This window comes from Amycolatopsis pittospori, assembly GCF_013870525.1.
In the GTDB taxonomy this organism is placed as follows: Bacteria; Actinomycetota; Actinomycetes; order Mycobacteriales; family Pseudonocardiaceae; genus Amycolatopsis; species Amycolatopsis pittospori.
The window spans coordinates 1-16,553 of sequence record NZ_JACBXD010000126.1 but is presented as its reverse complement, the minus strand read 5'-3'; the positions used below and the strand labels follow the sequence as shown (position 1 = coordinate 16,553).

General features: G+C 68.5%; 16 protein-coding genes. 9 read left to right on the top strand and 7 right to left on the bottom strand.

Features of this window, described 5'->3' with window-relative positions; translation table 11 throughout:
- A partial coding sequence (locus tag H5J31_RS37105; protein WP_181777330.1) for a LysR family transcriptional regulator occupies nt 1-173 on the bottom strand: 173 nt, incomplete at its 3' end.
- Between the two features lie 79 nt (nt 174-252).
- On the opposite strand from H5J31_RS37105, the gene H5J31_RS37100 reads away from it, so the two are divergent.
- Complete coding sequence (locus H5J31_RS37100; RefSeq protein WP_181777329.1) at nt 253-1,164, top strand: EamA family transporter; 912 nt, start codon at nt 253-255, stop codon at nt 1,162-1,164.
- On the opposite strand, the gene H5J31_RS40305 is transcribed toward H5J31_RS37100, so the two are convergent.
- Both H5J31_RS40305 and H5J31_RS37095 read right to left on the bottom strand, forming a co-directional pair.
- Nucleotides 1,142-1,267: a hypothetical protein gene (locus tag H5J31_RS40305; protein ID WP_268881437.1), complete on the bottom strand. Its 126-nt coding sequence runs from the start codon at nt 1,265-1,267 to the stop codon at nt 1,142-1,144. The genes H5J31_RS37100 and H5J31_RS40305 overlap by 23 nt on opposite strands.
- A 6-nt stretch (nt 1,268-1,273) precedes the next feature.
- On the bottom strand, nt 1,274-1,510 hold the full coding sequence (locus tag H5J31_RS37095; protein ID WP_181777331.1) for a hypothetical protein: 237 nt from the start codon (nt 1,508-1,510) through the stop codon (nt 1,274-1,276).
- 61 nt (nt 1,511-1,571) lie between these two features.
- On the opposite strand from H5J31_RS37095, the gene H5J31_RS37090 reads away from it, so the two are divergent.
- The 3 genes from H5J31_RS37090 to rraA are packed head-to-tail and all read left to right on the top strand — an operon-like array spanning nt 1,572 to nt 3,231.
- Nucleotides 1,572-2,171 (top strand): TetR/AcrR family transcriptional regulator, encoded by a 600-nt coding sequence (locus tag H5J31_RS37090; RefSeq protein ID WP_181777328.1) that lies wholly within the window; start codon nt 1,572-1,574, stop codon nt 2,169-2,171.
- 44 nt (nt 2,172-2,215) lie between these two features.
- Complete coding sequence (locus tag H5J31_RS37085) at nt 2,216-2,758, top strand: hypothetical protein (protein ID WP_181777327.1); 543 nt, start codon at nt 2,216-2,218, stop codon at nt 2,756-2,758.
- Nucleotides 2,755-3,231, top strand: coding sequence for a ribonuclease E activity regulator RraA (rraA, locus tag H5J31_RS37080; RefSeq protein WP_181777326.1), 477 nt, complete (start codon nt 2,755-2,757; stop codon nt 3,229-3,231). Before H5J31_RS37085 ends, rraA begins: the two co-directional genes overlap by 4 nt.
- On the opposite strand, the gene H5J31_RS37075 is transcribed toward rraA, so the two are convergent.
- Genes H5J31_RS37075 through H5J31_RS37065 form a run of 3 tightly spaced genes read right to left on the bottom strand, consistent with a single transcriptional unit; the run spans nt 3,221 to nt 7,791 of the window.
- On the bottom strand, nt 3,221-4,456 hold the full coding sequence (locus H5J31_RS37075) for an SGNH/GDSL hydrolase family protein (RefSeq protein WP_181777325.1): 1,236 nt from the start codon (nt 4,454-4,456) through the stop codon (nt 3,221-3,223). The genes rraA and H5J31_RS37075 overlap by 11 nt on opposite strands.
- Nucleotides 4,453-6,747, bottom strand: a complete 2,295-nt coding sequence (locus H5J31_RS37070; protein WP_181777324.1) for a beta-xylosidase/alpha-l-arabinosidase — start codon at nt 6,745-6,747, stop codon at nt 4,453-4,455. The genes H5J31_RS37075 and H5J31_RS37070 overlap by 4 nt, the downstream gene beginning before the upstream one ends.
- Before the next feature lie 24 nt (nt 6,748-6,771).
- Entirely contained in the window at nt 6,772-7,791 is a 1,020-nt protein-coding gene (locus H5J31_RS37065; RefSeq protein WP_181777323.1) for a LacI family DNA-binding transcriptional regulator, read from the bottom strand.
- A 133-nt stretch (nt 7,792-7,924) separates the two neighbouring features.
- Between H5J31_RS37065 and H5J31_RS37060 the strand changes: the two genes are divergently transcribed.
- The 4 genes from H5J31_RS37060 to H5J31_RS37045 are packed head-to-tail and all read left to right on the top strand — an operon-like array spanning nt 7,925 to nt 14,032.
- Nucleotides 7,925-9,217 carry an ABC transporter substrate-binding protein gene (locus H5J31_RS37060; RefSeq protein ID WP_181777322.1) on the top strand — a complete coding sequence of 431 codons (1,293 nt, stop codon included), beginning with the start codon at nt 7,925-7,927 and terminating at the stop codon, nt 9,215-9,217.
- Nucleotides 9,214-10,185, top strand: coding sequence for a carbohydrate ABC transporter permease (locus tag H5J31_RS37055; protein ID WP_181777321.1), 972 nt, complete (start codon nt 9,214-9,216; stop codon nt 10,183-10,185). Before H5J31_RS37060 ends, H5J31_RS37055 begins: the two co-directional genes overlap by 4 nt.
- Nucleotides 10,185-11,003, top strand: a complete 819-nt coding sequence (locus H5J31_RS37050) for a carbohydrate ABC transporter permease (RefSeq protein WP_181777320.1) — start codon at nt 10,185-10,187, stop codon at nt 11,001-11,003. Before H5J31_RS37055 ends, H5J31_RS37050 begins: the two co-directional genes overlap by 1 nt.
- 17 nt (nt 11,004-11,020) lie before the next feature.
- The gene (locus H5J31_RS37045; protein WP_181777319.1) at nt 11,021-14,032 is read left to right on the top strand and encodes a glycosyl hydrolase 115 family protein; all 3,012 of its coding nucleotides are present in this window, start codon (nt 11,021-11,023) and stop codon (nt 14,030-14,032) included.
- On the opposite strand, the gene H5J31_RS37040 is transcribed toward H5J31_RS37045, so the two are convergent.
- Nucleotides 13,993-15,042 (bottom strand): LacI family DNA-binding transcriptional regulator, encoded by a 1,050-nt coding sequence (locus H5J31_RS37040; protein ID WP_181777318.1) that lies wholly within the window; start codon nt 15,040-15,042, stop codon nt 13,993-13,995. The genes H5J31_RS37045 and H5J31_RS37040 overlap by 40 nt on opposite strands.
- 77 nt (nt 15,043-15,119) lie before the next feature.
- Here H5J31_RS37040 and H5J31_RS37035 point away from each other — a divergent pair, with 77 nt between their 5' ends.
- Entirely contained in the window at nt 15,120-16,097 is a 978-nt protein-coding gene (locus H5J31_RS37035; protein ID WP_236005613.1) for an endo-1,4-beta-xylanase, read from the top strand.
- Nucleotides 16,098-16,553: the final 456 nt, after the last annotated feature.

Below are 16,553 nucleotides of genomic sequence, written 5' to 3'. Positions count from 1 at the left end.
GTCAGCCGCACTCGTCGGCTGGTGCGTTCGAACAGCCGCGCGCCCAGTTCCCGTTCCAGTCGCGCGATCTGGTGGCTCAACGCCGACTGCACGACGAGGCACTGCTCCGCTGCCCTCGTGAAGCTGCTGGTCTCCGCGACCGCGAGGACGTACCGCATCTGCTGAAGCTCCATCGATCCATCTTGAATCACGATGGATCAAGTGACAAACATGTGTTGGACTCATCGATCGCCAGCGCGGAAGCTGAGAAGCGTGAAAACGCTGACGACCTCGCCCCTCACCGCCGGGCTCACCGGCACCGCGCTGACCGCGTTCGCCCCCGTGGTCTGGGGGACGACGTATGTGGTCACCACCGAACTCCTGCCGGCCGGCCATCCGCTGTTCGCGGGCCTCATGCGCGCACTGCCCGCCGGCCTCATCGCCCTGGCCTTCACCCGCACCCTGCCGCGCGGCACCTGGTGGCTGAAGGCCGCCGCACTCGGCGTCCTCAACATCGGGATGTTCTTCCCCTTGCTGTTCGTCGCCGCCGAACGGCTTCCCGGGGGAGTCGCGGCCACCCTCGGCGCCGCTCAACCACTCCTCGTGGCCGTCCTCGCCGTCGCCGTTCTGCGGCAAAGCCCGTCCGCTTGGCGGTTCGCCTGGGGAATCGTCGGGATCGTGGGTGTCGGGCTCGTCGTCATCGGCCCCGAAGCGGGCTTCGACGCCGTCGGGATCCTCGCCGGGCTCGGCGGCGCCGCGACGATGGCGCTCGGTGTAACCCTCACCAAACGCTGGGGACGCCCGGCGGACGTCGGACCGACGGCGTTCGCCTCATGGCAGCTCACCGCGGGCGGGCTGTTCCTCGTGCCCGTGACCTTCCTGTTCGAGGGCGCGCCTCCCGCCATCGACCTGAACGCCGGCCTCGGCTACCTCTGGCTCGGCCTGATCGGCGGACTGCTCGCCTACGTCCTGTGGTTCCGCGGCATCACGTCCCTGCCGGTCACCTCGGTCGCGGTCCTCGGCCTGTTCTCGCCGATGGTCGCCGCGGTCCTCGGCGCCGTGCTGCTCGGCCAGAGCCTCGGGCCGGTCCAGCTCGCCGGATTCGCCCTGTCCCTGGCCGCGATCGTCGCCGGTCAGGTCGTGCCGAAGGGGCGCGCTTCGGTCAGTGCGCCGGGAGATGCGTGAGTACGAACCAGGCGGCGAAGATCAAGCCTGCCACCAGTGCGGCGATCAACACCACGAGCAGCACGAACGCCACTCCGCCGACCGCCCAGTCCCGTTTGCGCATCTGAGGTCATATCTTCCACGACAACTCGGGCGGGTCGCCAGGTGCGGGCGTCTCCGGGCTTCGTTCGGCTTCGATCTGGATCTCGATGTTCGTCTTGTGCGAGATCGGGTCCCAGATCTCCTCGATCGGCGCCAGCAGCGAACCAGGTACACCGCGTTTGCGGGCACGCACGGCGTACCAAGCGAAACCGGCCAGGAAGAGGGGCAGGCTGAGGAACGCGGCCAGCGGTGCCAGGAGCTCCATGCCCCGGACGATACAGTAACATCGTGTATCCAGAAACACTCTGTTACTGAATTGGCGGGCGATGACCAGGCTGACACGGGCCGAGCAGCAGCGACGCACCCACGAACACCTCTTGGACGCCGGACGCGAAGTGTTTCTGCGCCGCGGTTTCCTGGCTGCGACGGTCGAGGAGATCGCGGCTGACGCCGGCTACACCCGCGGCGCCGTCTACAAGCACTTCGGCGGCAAGGAGGGACTGTGGCTGGCGATCATCGAAGCCGGTGCGGACGGCCATCTCCAGGCACTTCGGAAAACGCTCGGCCGAGCCAATACCCGTGACGAGCTGATCACCGCGCTGAATCCCGTCGACGTCGCGGACAAGGACGCCGCGAAATGGAGCGCGGCGGCCGCGGAGGTACTCGCCGCGACCGCTCAGCAGCCCGGAACCGCCGCGCTGATCGCCGCCATCCAGCGACGCCACGACGACGCGGTGGTCGCCCTGCTCGACGAACACTCCCGACGCCTGGATCTCGCACCCGCGCTGCCGCTGGACCAGGTCGTCGTCATGCTGGGCGCGCTGGGCATCGGCCTCGCGCTGCGCCAGACGGTCGCCCCGGCGGCCGACCCCGCCGCCATCCTCCAGCACGTGCTGGATTCCGTGTTCCCGACCCAGGCAACGTAACGGACGAGTCGGGCGTACTTCCCGTGACGACCGGGGAGGGTTCGATGCGGATGTATCCGTTGCAAGAGGGCGAAGAAGTGCTGTGGACCGGGCAGGCGCAGCGCCCGCGAAAGTGGTTTCCCGAGTACACCGTCGTGATCACCATGATCGGGTTGGCCGGTGCCCTGATCGCTTTCGGGCAGGCCTTCGTGTCGTTGCCCTTCTACACGGGCATGCTGACCGTTCTCGGCATCCTTCTGTTCCCGCGTGTCAGCGACCGCCGGGCCCGAGACCGCGCTCTGTCCTATCTGGTCACCAACCAGCGGATCATCTTCGCCGCGAGCTGGCCGAACGGCACGGAGTTCCGCTGGGTCTGGCTGCGTTTCGTTCAGATGCCACCGACGGTCAAGGCCGAGAAAGCGGGCGTCGGCACGATCACCTTCGGCGGCGTGTGGAGCCGCTACCAGCTACGGGAGAACGAACTCCGCGGTGCGTGGGCGCCTCCGTTCCTGGAGTTGCGAGCCATCGCCGACGTCGAGAATGTGGCGAATCTGATCGTGCAAGCACAGCGCCGGCTGGCGGAGAGCACCTACACTCAGGCGCCGTGATCGATTCCTTCACCACCGCCGACCTCGTCGACGAACACGGCGACCGGCTGCGCGTCTGTGACACCCAGTTCCGCCAGTTCGGCGGGCACCGTAAGTTCTCGGGCCCGATCCGGACAGTCTCCTGCCACGAGGACAACGGCCTGGTCAAGAAGCTGCTGGCCACGCCGGGCGACGGCCGCGTCCTGGTCGTCGACGGCGGCGGCTCGCTGCACAGCGCGCTCACCGGCGACATGATCGCGAAGTCCGCCGTCGACAACGGCTGGGCCGGCATCGTCGTCCACGGGGCCGTCCGCGACAGCGCCGAACTCGCCGAACTGCCGCTCGGTGTGAAGGCGCTCGGCACCAACCCGCGCAAGAGCTCCAAAGCGGGCGCCGGCGCCGTCGACGTCCCGGTCGGCTTCGGGGGAGTGACCTTCACTCCCGGGGACACGCTCTACTCCGACGACGATGGCATCGTGATCCTCAGCGCCTGAACAGGGCCTTCGGCACGCTGTCCGCCAGTGCCCGGTACCCGGCCGGGCTCAAGTGCAGGTGGTCACCGACGTCGTAGGCGGGCATCAGCCGGGCCGGTGCCCGCGGGTCTCGGGCGACACGGTCGAAATCCAGGACCGCGTCGAACCGGCCGCTCGTGCGGATCCAGGTGTTGACCGCCTGCCGGGCCGATTCACGGGTTGGATCGTCGTAGCCGATGTTTCCGCCGAACGGCGTCAAAGTAGCGCCGTAGACACGGATGTCGTGAGCTTGCGCCCGCACCACGATCTGGTCGTAGGCGTCGATCAGATCGGCGGCGACCTGCCGTTGCGCCTCCGGGGTCGCGGCCGCGGTGCCGATGTCGTTGACGCCTTCGAACACCACCAGCCACGAAACCCCGCTGTGCGCCAGCACGTCCCGGTCCAATCTGGACAGCAGGTTCGGGCCGAGACCGTCCGCGAGTACCCGATTGCCGCCCGCGGCTTGGTTCAGCACCGGGACACCCAGCCGCAGCTGGTCCGGCCACCGGTCGTTCCCGTTGGTGGTCGAGCCCCGGCCGTCGGTGAGCGAGTCGCCGACCACCACCGCGGCGTCCGTCCTCTTCGGACCGAAGACCTCGGCGCCGCTGAGGAAGTACCAATGGTCGACCGGAGTCGCTCCAGGCAGCTCCCGATCCGTGACGTGGTCACCGGCGAGCAGATGCGATGTCGTCCGGGAGCCGGGATGCGACGTGATCGACATCGAGGCCTGCCCGCGGGCGAAGTACGCCGTCACGGTCACGTTCTCCTGCGCGAGCACGGGAAAGTCCAGCGGATCGGAGACGACCAGCGCGCCGGCCGGGACGACGGCGCCGGGTTTGCCGCGGAAGGTCACCGTCCGCGCGCTGCCCGGCTCGATCCCACTGACCCCGGCCTTCCCGCCGAGCGGAGCCGCGACCGACACCGACGTGATCGGCAGCGGCGCTCCACCGAAGGTATTGGAGAACCGCAACCGGATCCGCTCACCGCCCACCGAGAACCGCACCGTCTGCCGCAAGGTCGTGTCCGGCAGCACGACGCCGTCCCGGACGAATTCCGCGGGGGGCATGTTGCCGGGCTCGGTGAGCTGAGGCATCGACGTCCAGCTGTGCACCCACGCCCGAGGCAGGGCCTGCAGCCCCGACGCGGGCGCGCCGGCGGTCACCACCGCCAGGATGGCGAGCAGGGTGACGAGCCACTTACGTCTCATGAGAAGTCCGCGGTCAGGACCCGGTCGAACCCGACCTCACGCCGCGGACCGGCCAGGGCGCAGGAGAGCTTCGAGACGATCCGCGCGCTCGACGAGCCGATCCACAGTTCGACCTCGCCGGGCTCGACGATCCGCTTTCCCGTCCGCCCCGTGTACGAGGTCAGATCGGCGTGCAGGCCGATCTCGACGACCTCGGTCGCGCCGGCGGCCAGTTCGACCCGCTTCGCCGCGATGAGTTGCTGGACCGGCCGGGCGACCTCCGCCACCGGATCGTGCAGGTAGATCTGGACGACTTCGGTGGTGGCACGGTCGGCGCCGTTGCTCAGTGTCACCCGGACCCGGGTACTACCGTCGGTCGGCCACGAAGGATCCATGACCGCGACGTCGTCCCAGGTGGCGGTGGCATAGGAAAGCCCGTGCCCGAACGGGAACAGCGGCGTCGGATCGACAGTGCTGACCTCGCTGCGCTGCCCGAGCGACGCCGTCAGGTACGTCGACGGCTGTGAAGCCTCCTCGCCGGGGAACCCGACCGGTAGCCTGCCGGAGGGATTGATCCGTCCACTGAGGACACCGGCGAGCGCCACCGCGCCCTCCTCACCCGGATAGAACCCGCAGACGATCGCGGCGAGCCTGCCCGCCTGCCGCGACAGCTCGTAGGGTCGTCCGGAGAGGAGCACCAGCACCACCGGCGTCCCTGTCGCGAGCAAGGCTTCGAGAAGTTCTTCCTGCCGGCCGGGCAGTTTCAGATCGGAGGCGTCGCAGCCTTCACCCGAGGTCCCGCCGCCGAACAGGCCGGCACGATCGCCGAGCACGGCGACGCAGATCTCCGCGTCCTCGGCCGCGGCGACGGCTTCGGCGATGTCCGTGTCCTCACCGCCGAGCACCGGGCAGCCGAGAGCGTAGGTGACTTCGTAGTCCTTGTTGAGCGTGTCGAGCACGGTCGGGACCGACACCCCGAACGGGACTTCCGGATGGTGCACGCCGACGTGCATCGGGAACGAGTAGCAGCCGAGCATCGCACCGGGGTCGTTCGCCCGCGGTCCGACGACGGCGACCTTGCGGCCGGGGGAGAGGGGGAGCATGCCGTCGTTCTGCAGCAGCACGATCGACCGCTCGGCGACCTCCCGCGCCAGCGAGCGGGATTCCGGATCGTCGAGGTCGACCCCGTCCGGAACCTCGGGCACCCAGTCTTCGTCCAGCAATCCGAGTTCGCATTTCTGCCGCAGCACTCGTTCGAGGGCGCGGTCGACGACGGCGGCGTCGACCGCGCCCCGTTCCACCGCGGCGAGCAACGGCTCGCCGTAGCAGTCCACTGTGGGCAGTTCCACGTCGATCCCGGCGGCCAGCGCCTGTCCGGCCGCGTCGCCTCGATCGGCCGCGACCCCGTGCAGTTTGTGCAGGAACGCCACGGAAAAGTAGTCCGCGACCACGGTTCCGGTGAACCCGTAGCCGTCGCGCAGCAGATCGGTCAGCAACGCCGGATCCGCCGCGGCGGGGACGCCGTCGTTGTCGATGTAGGCGTTCATCACCGACCGGGCGCCCGCGCGCAGCGCCATCTCGAACGGCGGCAGCAGGACGTCGGCCAGCTCCCTGGGCCCGACCGAAACCGGCGCGAGGTTCCGTCCGGCGCGGGAAGCCGAGTAGCCGACGAAGTGCTTCAGTGTCGCGATCACGCCGGTCGATTCCAGCCCGGCGACATAGGCCGCACCGATCGTCCCGACCAGATGCGGATCCTCTCCGATGGTCTCCTCGACGCGGCCCCAGCGCAGGTCACGCGCGACGTCGAGCACCGGCGCGAGTCCTTGATGGACACCCAGACGTCGCAGGGTGCCGCCGATCCGCGCGCCCATCCGGTACACGAGGTCCGGATCGAACGTCGCACCCCAGCACAGCGGGGACGGATAGACCGTGGCCTGCCAGGCGGCGAGACCGGTGAGGGTCTCCTCGTGCACCAGTGCCGGGATGCCGAACCGGCCGCTCCCGACGATCTCCCGCTGGGAGCGCGCCAGGCTGCGCGCGCCGATCACCGGATCGACCGGCCGCGTGCCGTACACCCTGGTCAGCTGCCCGATGCCATGCCGCACGAGTTCGTCCCAGTCCAGTTCCGCGTCGGCGAAATCGTGCTGGTGCGGTGCCATCTCACCGCCGGAGTCGATGCCGACCCAGACGCCGTAGAGCTGAGCGAGCTTCTCCCGCAAGGTCATCCGGTCCATCAGCGCTCGGACGCGGTCGGCGGGATCCGCCGCCGGGTCCTGCCAGGGCCGAGGTGACGCGCTGGGCTGCGTGGTCAAGGCTGTCCGCCCTTCGTCGAAAGTTCAGGAACGTGGTTCGAGGGCGCGGGTGGACCGGCGCACGACGAGACCGGTGGAGAGGGTGATGTGGGTCTTTTCCTCCGGCTCGCCGCTGATCAGCGAGATCAGGAGGGTGATGGCGCGGTGGCCCATCTCGCGGATGGGCTGGTCCACCGTGGTCAGCGGCGGCGTGCACAGCGCGGATTCGGGGACGTTGTCGAAGCCGACCACCGACAGGTCGTCCGGTACGGACAGGCCGAGTTCCGCTGCGGCGCCGACGGTCGCGATCGCCGAGATGTCGTTGGCGGCGAACACCGCGGTCGGCCGGTCGTCGCCGGTCAGCAGCTCGTGGGCGGAGCGGGCGGAGATCTCCGGGTCGTAGGCGCCGAGCCGGATCAGGTCCATGTCGATCGGCACACCGGCGGCGGTGAGCGCCCGCAGGTACCCGGTCTTGCGCAGTTCGGCCGATTCGAGATCCGGCCGTCCCGCGAGGAAGGCGATCCGGCGGTGGCCGAGTTCCAGCAGATGCTCGGTCGCCAGCTGTGCACCACGAAGGTTGTCGGAATCGATGGTGGGGACGGTGGACGGCCCGGTGTGCGGATCGACCGCGACCACCGGTGTCCCGGGGACGGCCTCCAGCGAAGCCACCGGCGTGACGAGTACCGCGCCGTCGACCAGCGTGCCGGAAAGTCGCGACAGGTACCGCTTCTCCCAGCCTGACGGATCCCCGGTGCGGCCACCCGCCGAGTAGACGACGAGTTCATAACCGGTGCCCCGGATCGCGTCCGCCGCCCCCTTGAGCAGTTCGGTGGAGAACGGTTCGAGGTCGGCGACCAGGATGCCGATCACGTTCGTCTTGTGATTGCGCAGGCTTTGGGCGACCAGGCTCGCCTCATAGCCGAGTTCGTCGATCACCGCGCGGACCTTCGCCAGGGTCGCGGCGGCCACGCCGTAGCGGTCGTTGATGACTTTGGAGACGGTCGCCACGGAGACGCCGGCACGGGCCGCGACGTCACGGATCGTGACCCTCGAACTGGGCTGCATGAGCTCAGACTAGCCATGTAAAACGTTATCGACAACGATTGACATCGGAAATCAGGACGCGCAAACTCATCGCCAGTCCGGGCGCAGTCACGCCCCGTCCTACTCGGCCGAAGTCGTCAGGAGTGGACTCACCATGTTTTCGAACCGCCGAATCCCCGCCGTCGCCGCGCTCGCGGCGGCCGTCCCGCTCGCGCTCGCCGGCTGCTCTGGGGGCACCGAAACCCCGGCCGAGCCCAGCGGACCGGTCACCCTCACCTGGTGGCACAACGGCACCACCGACCCGATCAAGTCGATCTGGGCCCAGGTCGTCGCCGACTACCAGAAGGCGCATCCGGAGGTGACGATCAAGGGCCAGCCGCTGCAGAACGAGGAGTTCACCACCAAGGTTCCCCTGGCCCTGCAGTCGAACGAGCCGCCCGACGTCTACCAGTCCTGGGGCGGCGGCGAACTGGCCTCACAGGCGACGTCGGGGAAGGTCGCCGACCTGACCGACGCGGCCAAGGAGTGGCTCTCGTCGGTGGGCAAACTCGCCGAGAGCTGGCAAGTGGACGGCAAGCAGTACGGCATCCCGTGGGAGCAGCACTTCGTCGGCTTCTGGTACCGCAAGGACCTGTTCGCCCAGGCGGGCGTCACGGCTCCGCCGTCCACTTTGGACGAGCTGAACGCCGCCGTCGCCAAGCTCAAGCAGGCAGGCATCACGCCGATCGCGGTCGGCGGGAAGGACCGCTGGCCGGACGCGTTCTACTGGAACTACTTCGCGCTGCGCGCCTGCTCGGCGGACACGCTGAAACAGTCGGTCAAGGCGGTGAAACTCGAGGATCCGTGCTGGACCAAGGCCGGGCAGGACCTCCAGGCGTTCCTTGCCACGCAGCCGTTCCAGCCCGGTTTCACCGGCACGCCCGCCCAGCAGGGCGCGGGTAGTTCCGCCGGACTGGTCGCCAACGGCAAGGCGGCGATGGAACTGCAAGGCGACTGGGAGCCCGGCACGATGTCGTCGCTCACCGAGGACAAGGACCTCGACTCGAAGGTGGGCTGGTTCCCGTTCCCGTCGGTGCCCGGTGGCGCCGGCGACCCGGCCGCGGTGCTCGGCGGAGGTGACGGTTTCTCCTGCACCACCCGCGCGGCGAAGGCATGCGTGGAGTTCCTCCGGTACCTCGGCAGCGAGCCGGTGCAGAACGAACTCGCGGCGAAGGGTGCGGGCCTGCCGATGACCGCGTCGGCGGCCAAGTCGCTCAAGACCGAGTCGCTGAAGACCGTCTTCGACTACGGCCAGAAGGCGCCGTACCTGCAGATGTACTTCGACAAGGCGTTCCCGACCGCGGTGGGTGCCGCCCTCAACGACGCCGTCGCGAACTTCTTCGCCGGGCAGGGCACTCCGGAAGGCATCGTCGACGCGGTGAACAAGGCCGCGGCGGGCGACAAGTGACGGCGACGTCCACACCGGTGCGGGCGGCGGCGCGGCCGTCCGCACCGGCTTCCCGGGTCCGGGTGCGGAAGCCGGGTGTCCGCAAGAAGCTGGAACTGGCGTTCCTGCTCGGGCCCGCTTTGCTGCTGTTCGCCGGATTCGTGCTGGTGCCGATCGGGATCGCGGCGTTCTACAGCCTCTACGAGTGGAACGGCTTCGGCCCGCTGGACGACTTCGTCGGCCTCGACAACTACACCGAAGCCCTGTCCGGATCGGTGTTCCAAGGCGCCATCGGGCACAACCTGATCATCGCGGGACTGTCCCTTGTGGTCCAGTTGCCGCTGTCCATCGGCCTCGCGATGCTGCTCAACCGCAAACTGCGTGGCCGTGCGGTGCTGCGGGCGCTGGTGTTCGCGCCGTATGTGCTGTCGGAGGCGATCACCGCGGTGATCTGGCTGCTGATGCTGCAGCCGGAGGGCTTCGTCGACCAGACGCTGCGCGCGATCGGGCTCGGCGGACTCGTCCAGCATTGGCTGGCCGACCCGGGGATCGTGCTCTACACCCTGTTCGCGGTGATCACCTGGAAGTACATCGGCTTCGGCATCATCCTGCTGCTGGCCGGTCTCCAGGGAGTACCGGCCGAACTCCGGGAGGCCGCGTCCCTCGACGGCGCGTCGGCCTGGCAGACCACCCGGCACGTGGTGCTCCCGCTGCTCGGGCCGACCATCCGGATCTGGGTGTTCCTGTCGGTGATCGGCTCCCTGCAACTGTTCGATCTGGTGTGGATCATGACGCTCGGCGGGCCGGCGAACTCGTCGGCGACCATGGCGACCTATCTGGTCGACCACGGGTTCAAGCGGTACGAGTTCGGCTTCGGCAGCGCGGTCGCGGTGATCCTCTTCGTGATCTGTTTCGTGTTCGCGCTGGTCTATCAGCGCTTCGCCCTGCGCCGCGACACCGATGGCGCGCTGACCAGGATGGTGGACTGATGCGCCGCGCCGGCACGCCCATCGGGTACGTCGCCGCGATCGCCGTCCTCGGGATCACCGTGGTACCGCTGCTGTTCGTGGTGCTCGGCGGATTCCGCACCACCGCGCAGATCAACGCCTCACCCGGCGGCTTGCCCGGGCCGTGGGTCTGGGACAACTACGCCGCCATCCTCGGCTCGTCGTCGTTCTGGACGTTCCTGGGCAACAGCGCCCTGATCGCGGTGATCGCCACGGCGCTGACCGTCGCCTTGGGATCCATGGCCGCGTATGCCTTGTCCCGCTACAACTTCAAGGGCCGTGAGGGCTTCTACACGCTGTTCACCCTCGGCCTGCTGTTCCCGCTCGGGGTCGCGACGCTGCCGCTGTACCTGTGGCTGCGTCAGCTCGGGATGCTGGAGAGCTTCTGGGGTGTGGCGATCCCCGAGGCCGCGTTCTCGCTGCCGGTCACCATCGTGATCCTGCGGCCGTTCATGCGGGCGATCCCCGGGGAGATCGAGGACGCCGCCGTCCTCGACGGTGCGAGCAGACTCGGGTTCTTCTGGCGGATCCTGCTTCCGCTGTCGGCCCCCGCGCTCACCACCGTCGCCGTGCTCGCGTTCGTGACCAGCTGGAACTTCTACCTGTTGCCGCTGCTGGTGTTCAACGACTCCGCGAACTTCACGTTGCCGCTCGGCGTGGCGACGTTCCAATCCCAGTATTCGCAGGACACCGCGCGCGTGCTCGCGTTCACCGCGTTGTCGATGATCCCCGCGCTCGCGTTCTTCGTGCTCGCCGAACGTCGCATCGTCGGCGGGTTGACCGGATCCGTGAAGGGCTGACTTTCAGGAGGTCGAAGATGACGTCCGACGAACAGGCCGTGCACCGCAGGGATTTCCTGCGGCTGCTCGCCGTGCTGGGCGCCGGTACCGCGTTCACACCGGGAGTCGCCGAGGCGGCGCCGGGCGGATTCCCGCTGGTGGCCCGCGGTAAGGCCGCGACGCTGGTGGTGGGTTCCGGCGACTTCCCGGGAGTCCGCCGGGTCGCCGCCGATCTGCGAGCCGACATCGAACGGGTCACCGGCGTGCGCCCGGATCTGGTGTACGACCGGCCGCCGGACTCCGGACCCGTCGTGCTGATCGGCACGCTGGGACGCAGTCCGCTGGTGGACGACCTCGTGGCCGACCGGAAGCTGGACGTCACCGGGATCGCGGGGAAGTGGGAGACGTCGCTGAGTCAGGTCGTCGACGGTGGGCTCGTCCTCACCGGCAGCGATCAGCGCGGCGTCATCTACGGCGTCTACGAGGTGTCGCGGCGGATCGGCGTTTCGCCCTGGTACTGGTGGGACGACGTGCCGGTGCGGCATTCCGACGAGCTGCGGGTGAGCGGGGCACGGTTCAGCCTCGGGACGCCGCACGTGAAGTACCGCGGGTTCTTCATCAACGACGAGAACCCCGCGCTCGGCACTTGGGCGCCGGGCCATTTCGGGCCGGGGCACGCGCCCGGGTTCCCCAACGGGTTCAACAGCGCCTTCTACGCGAGAGTGTTCGAGACCCTGTTGCGGCTCAAGGGGAACTACCTGTGGCCGGCGGTGTGGGGCCGGGCCTTCGCCGAGGACGACCCGCTCAACCACGCGACGGCCAAGGAGTACGGCGTCGTCATGGGCACCTCGCACGAGGCGCCGATGATGCGCGGGATCGAGGAGTGGAACCGGCACGCGACGCCCGGGCACGATCCGTACGGCGGCACAGGGGAGTGGAGCTTCCGCCGCAACGCCGAGGCGGTCAAGGCGTACTGGGCCGACGGCATCCGGCGCATGGTCCGCGAGGACTTCGAAGGTGTGGTCACCCTCGGGATGCGCGGCAACGGCGACGTCAGCCTGCCCGACGGCGACGGGATCGAGCTGATGCAGGAGATCCTGGCCGCCGAACGGGAGATCCTCGCCCGCGAAACCGGCCGCGATCCGACGACGGTGCCCCAGGTCTGGACGCTCTACAAGGAGGTCCAGCGGTACTGGGAGAAGGGCCTGCGGCCGCCGGACGACGTCATCGTGGTGTTCACCGACGACAACTGGGGCAACATCCGGAAGCACCGTGACCTGTCACTGCCGGAGCACCCTGGCGGCTACGGGCTCTACTACCACTTCGACTACGTCGGCGGCGGCCGCAACTACAAGTGGGTCGACACGAGCCTGCTGCCGAACGTCTGGGAACAGCTGAACCAGGCGGTGGCCTACGGTACGGACCGACTGTGGGTGGTCAACGCCGGCGACATGAAGGGCAACGAGCTACCGCTGCAGTTCTTCCTCGACTACGCCTGGGACCCCGCCGCTTTGCCGCTGGAGAGACTGTCCACCTGGGAACGCGGGTTCGCGGAGACGAATTTCGGCCCAGGTACGGCGTCGGCGATCGCGGAAGTCCTGCGCACCTACGCACGGCTTCAGTCCCGTCGCAAACCTGAACTGCTCAACCGTCGGATCACGCCTGGTACACCGATCGTGTACGACGACCAGGCGACGCCGTTCAGCCTGGTGAACTACCGCGAGCTGGACGCCGTCACCGAAGAATGGCGGCAGCTGGGCGCGAAGGCGGAGAAGATCTCGGCTCGGCTGCCCGCAGCCTATCGCGACGCCTACTACGAACTCGTGCTTTACGCCGTGAAGGCGTCGGCCAATCTGTACGCGCTGAGACGGGCCGAGTTCACGAACCTGCTGCACGCCGCGCAAGGCCGGTCCTCGGCCAACGAACTCGCGAGGGAGACCGAGGCTCGTTTCGCCGACGACCTGGCGCTGGCGGAGAAGTTCAACACCGGGATCGCGAGCGGGAAGTGGCGCGGATTCCAGACACAGCCGCATATCGGCTACGGCGACGTCGCCCGATACGGCCCCAACGCGCCCTGGCAGCAACCGGAGAAGGACAACGTGGCCCTGCCGGACGAGATCTTCCCCGCCGTGCGGCGGATCGACCTGCCGGAAGCCGCCGAGATGGGTGTCGCGATCGACGGTTCCGACCAGTGGTGGCCCGCCGTGCCGGGTACGGCGGTGCTCCCCGAGTTCAGCCCGTTCCAAACCGCTCCCGGCCAGTACGTCGACGTGTTCAACCGGGGGCGGAAACCGTTCCGCTGCACAGTGTCCACCGGCGCCTCCTGGGTGCGGGTCGAGCCGCGAGGGGGCCAGGTGGACAAGGAACTGCGGCTTTCCGTGAGTGTCGACTGGGCTCGTGCGCCACGAGGGACCACCAGGGTGCCGATCACCGTGTCGGGCGCGGGACGGCGGGTGCGGGTCGAGGCGGTGGTGCGCAATCCGGACCTGCCCGGCTCGTGGCGACGCGGGTTCATCGAAGCCGGGGGATACGTGTCGATGGAGGCCGAGCACTGCACTGCGAACGTCGGCGCCGTCGACGTCGCGTGGCGGCGGATCCCGGACATCGGCCGCACGGGAGGCGGGATGACCCCGTTCCCGGTCACCGCGCCGAGCCGGGCGGCGGGTACCGGCCCGCGACTGGAATACCGGATGACCCTGTTCGATCCGGGAACCGTGACCGTCTGGGCCTACTTGTCACCGCGCAGCAACGTACTGTCCGGCGACGGGCTGCGGTACGCGGTGTCCATCGACGACGCCGAGCCACAGACGGTGAACATCACCAAGGCCACCGGCGCCGACGACATGACCATGAACCGCCAGTGGGAATGGACGACGTCGGACAACGTGAACCTGACCGCGACCCGGCACGTGATCGCGACGCCGGGCCCGCACGTCCTGAAGTTCTGGATGGTGGACCCGGCCGTCGTGGTGCAGAAGCTGGTGGTCGACACCGGCGGGCTGCGGCCCAGCTATCTCGGGCCGCCCGAGAGCCTCCGGCTCGGAACATGACCGGCCGGCGGCGCGGTGCTCCGACGGACCACGAGACTGGTGGCGAGTTCGATGCGGTGGCTGTCCGGCACCCGGCCCTGCGCGAGCGAGAGGGCCAGCCGTGCCCCGGCGGCCGCCATCTGCCGCAGCGGCTGGCGGATCGTGGTCAGCTCCGGGGTCAGCCAGCCCGCCAGCGGCAGGTCGTCGAAGCCGACCACGCTCAGATCGCGCGGGATACGCAGGCCGGCGTCACGCGCGGCCTCGTAGACGCCGAGTGCCTGCAGGTCGCTGCCGGCGAACACCGCCGTCGGCCGGTCGGGCAGGGCGAGCAATGAGGTCAGCTCACGGTGACCGGAGCGAGGGTGGAAGTCGCCGCGCCGCACCAGCGCCGGGTCGAACGGGAGCCCCGCGGCCTCCAGCGCGTCGCGGTAACCGTCGATCCTGGCGCGACCGCATTGCACCCCGTCGGGACCGCCGATCACCGCGATCCGCCGGTGCCCGAGGCCGAGCAGATGCCGGGTGGCGGCCAGCCCGCCCTGCCGGTTGGTCGTACCGACCGAGGGCGTCTCCGGTCCGGGTTGCCCGGCGGGGTCGATCACCACCAGCGGGATGTCCCTCGCCCGCAGTTTCGCGAGCTGGCCGGTGGTGAGGTCGGAACACACCGACACGATCCCCACCGGGCGACGGGTGAGCACACTCTCCAGCCAGTCATGGGCAGGCGTGTGCCGCCCCGACGATTCCGCGAGAACGACCGACATCCCGTTCTCGCGGGCGACGTTCTCCACTCCCCGGATGATTTCCAGGGCCCAAGTGCTTTCGAGTTCGTGGAACATCAGTTCAAGTAGGCGTGACCGCCTGGACCGTTCGTCGGCGCGCCTCCGGTAACCGTATTTGCGGATCAATTCCTCCACCCTGGCCCGGGTTCCTTCGGCGACGTCGGGGTGGCCATTGACGACCTTGGAAACGGTCGGCACGGAAACGCCGGCCTCGGCGGCTATCCGGCTGATGGTGATCCGAGGTTCCGTTGTCATGTCAGGGATTCTACGTCCAGATAGCGAATAGGAGACCCATGAAGAACTCAATTCTACTGAGCCGGGCAGTCGCTCTATTGACCGCCTTCGCAGGTGTCGCGCTTTTGCAGGCGACACCAGCATCGGCGGCCGTTCCGTTGAAGGACATCACCACCAGATACGTCGGCAGCGCCGTCGCGGCGAACTATCTCGCCAATGAGGCGGATTACCGTTCCGTGCTCACCCGGGAATTCGACAACGTCACTCCGGAGAACGAGATGAAATGGGGTGTCGTCGAGGCGAACCGGGGCCAGTACAACTGGTCCGGCGCCGACGCGATCGTCGACTACGCCCAGCGGAACGGTAAATCCGTCCGCGGGCACACGCTCGTCTGGCACAGCCAGCTGCCCGGCTGGGTGAACAACCTCGCCGCCGGCGAACTGCGCACGGTGGTGCAACGCCATATCGCCACGGAAATGGGCCGGTACAAGGGCAAGATCCGGGCGTGGGACGTGGTGAACGAGATGTTCAACGACGACGGCACCCGCCGCTCGTCGGTGTTCCAGCAGAAACTCGGCGACGGCTATGTCGCGGACGCGTTCCGCTGGGCCCGCGCGGCGGACCCGTCGGCGAAGCTGTACATCAACGACTACAACACCGAAGGCCTCAACGCGAAGAGTGACGCCCTGTACAACCTGGTGCGGACGCTGAAGCAGCAGGGTGTGCCGATCGACGGCGTCGGTTTCCAGGCGCACCTCGCGACTCAGTACGGCTTCCCGGGCGGTTACCAGGCGAATCTCGCCCGGTTCGCCGCGTTGGGCGTCGACGTCGCCATCACCGAGGCCGACGTCCGCATCACGATGCCGGTCGACACCGCGAAGCTGGCCGCGCAGGCGACCTACTTCAAGCAACTGTGGGACGGCTGCCACGCCGTGGCGCGGTGCGTGGAGTTCACGACCTGGGGCTTCACCGACCGCCACTCGTGGGTGCCGGACACGTTCCCCGGCCAGGGCGCGGCCTGCCTGTTCGACACGAACCTGCGGCCGAAACCGGCTTACACGCGCATCAACCCCTGACGTCCGCGACTCGGTCCGTGGCAAGTCCGTGAAGGCCTCCTTCACTACCCTCAGGGTAGGCAAGGAGGCCTTCACGGACCGAGAACCGGACCGCCTGGCGGAACTCGGCCAGTCCTCGGCCATCCACAAAGGACACCTTTCAGCGGATAGATGTCCGAGTTATGCCTAAGCGGACCTTTCTGGTCGGGGTCGTGAGTGATAAGTGTCGTTCCCTTGATGGGTAGGGCAAACGTGTCGTGTCTCAGGCGAGGCGGTGACCCGGGCGGCGCACTCGCGTGCTTGAAGACGGATCTCGCGTGCTCGAACCCCGTACATCCGAGTGCGGTAGCCAGGCACGCGAGTTCCGTCTCCGAGCACACGAGATCCGGGTTCAAGCACGCGAGTCACGCCTTCGCGTCCACTGCCGCCCCCCGGGTGAACGGGCCCCACTCGCCCCTACTTACCTGCCGCTCGGGT

Excerpts from the sequence above, each read along its gene's own strand:
- H5J31_RS37050 (WP_181777320.1), top strand. The coding sequence starts at position 10,185 with ATGCGCCGCGCCGGCACGCCCATCGGGTACGTCGCCGCGATCGCCGTC.
- H5J31_RS40305 (WP_268881437.1), bottom strand. The coding sequence starts at position 1,267 with ATGCGCAAACGGGACTGGGCGGTCGGCGGAGTGGCGTTCGTGCTGCTC.
- H5J31_RS37045 (WP_181777319.1), top strand. The coding sequence starts at position 11,021 with ATGACGTCCGACGAACAGGCCGTGCACCGCAGGGATTTCCTGCGGCTG.
- H5J31_RS37075 (WP_181777325.1), bottom strand. The coding sequence starts at position 4,456 with ATGAGACGTAAGTGGCTCGTCACCCTGCTCGCCATCCTGGCGGTGGTG.
- H5J31_RS37095 (WP_181777331.1), bottom strand. The coding sequence starts at position 1,510 with ATGGAGCTCCTGGCACCGCTGGCCGCGTTCCTCAGCCTGCCCCTCTTC.
- H5J31_RS37065 (WP_181777323.1), bottom strand. The coding sequence starts at position 7,791 with ATGCAGCCCAGTTCGAGGGTCACGATCCGTGACGTCGCGGCCCGTGCC.
- H5J31_RS37090 (WP_181777328.1), top strand. The coding sequence starts at position 1,572 with ATGACCAGGCTGACACGGGCCGAGCAGCAGCGACGCACCCACGAACAC.
- H5J31_RS37085 (WP_181777327.1), top strand. The coding sequence starts at position 2,216 with ATGCGGATGTATCCGTTGCAAGAGGGCGAAGAAGTGCTGTGGACCGGG.
- H5J31_RS37040 (WP_181777318.1), bottom strand. The coding sequence starts at position 15,042 with ATGACAACGGAACCTCGGATCACCATCAGCCGGATAGCCGCCGAGGCC.
- H5J31_RS37060 (WP_181777322.1), top strand. The coding sequence starts at position 7,925 with ATGTTTTCGAACCGCCGAATCCCCGCCGTCGCCGCGCTCGCGGCGGCC.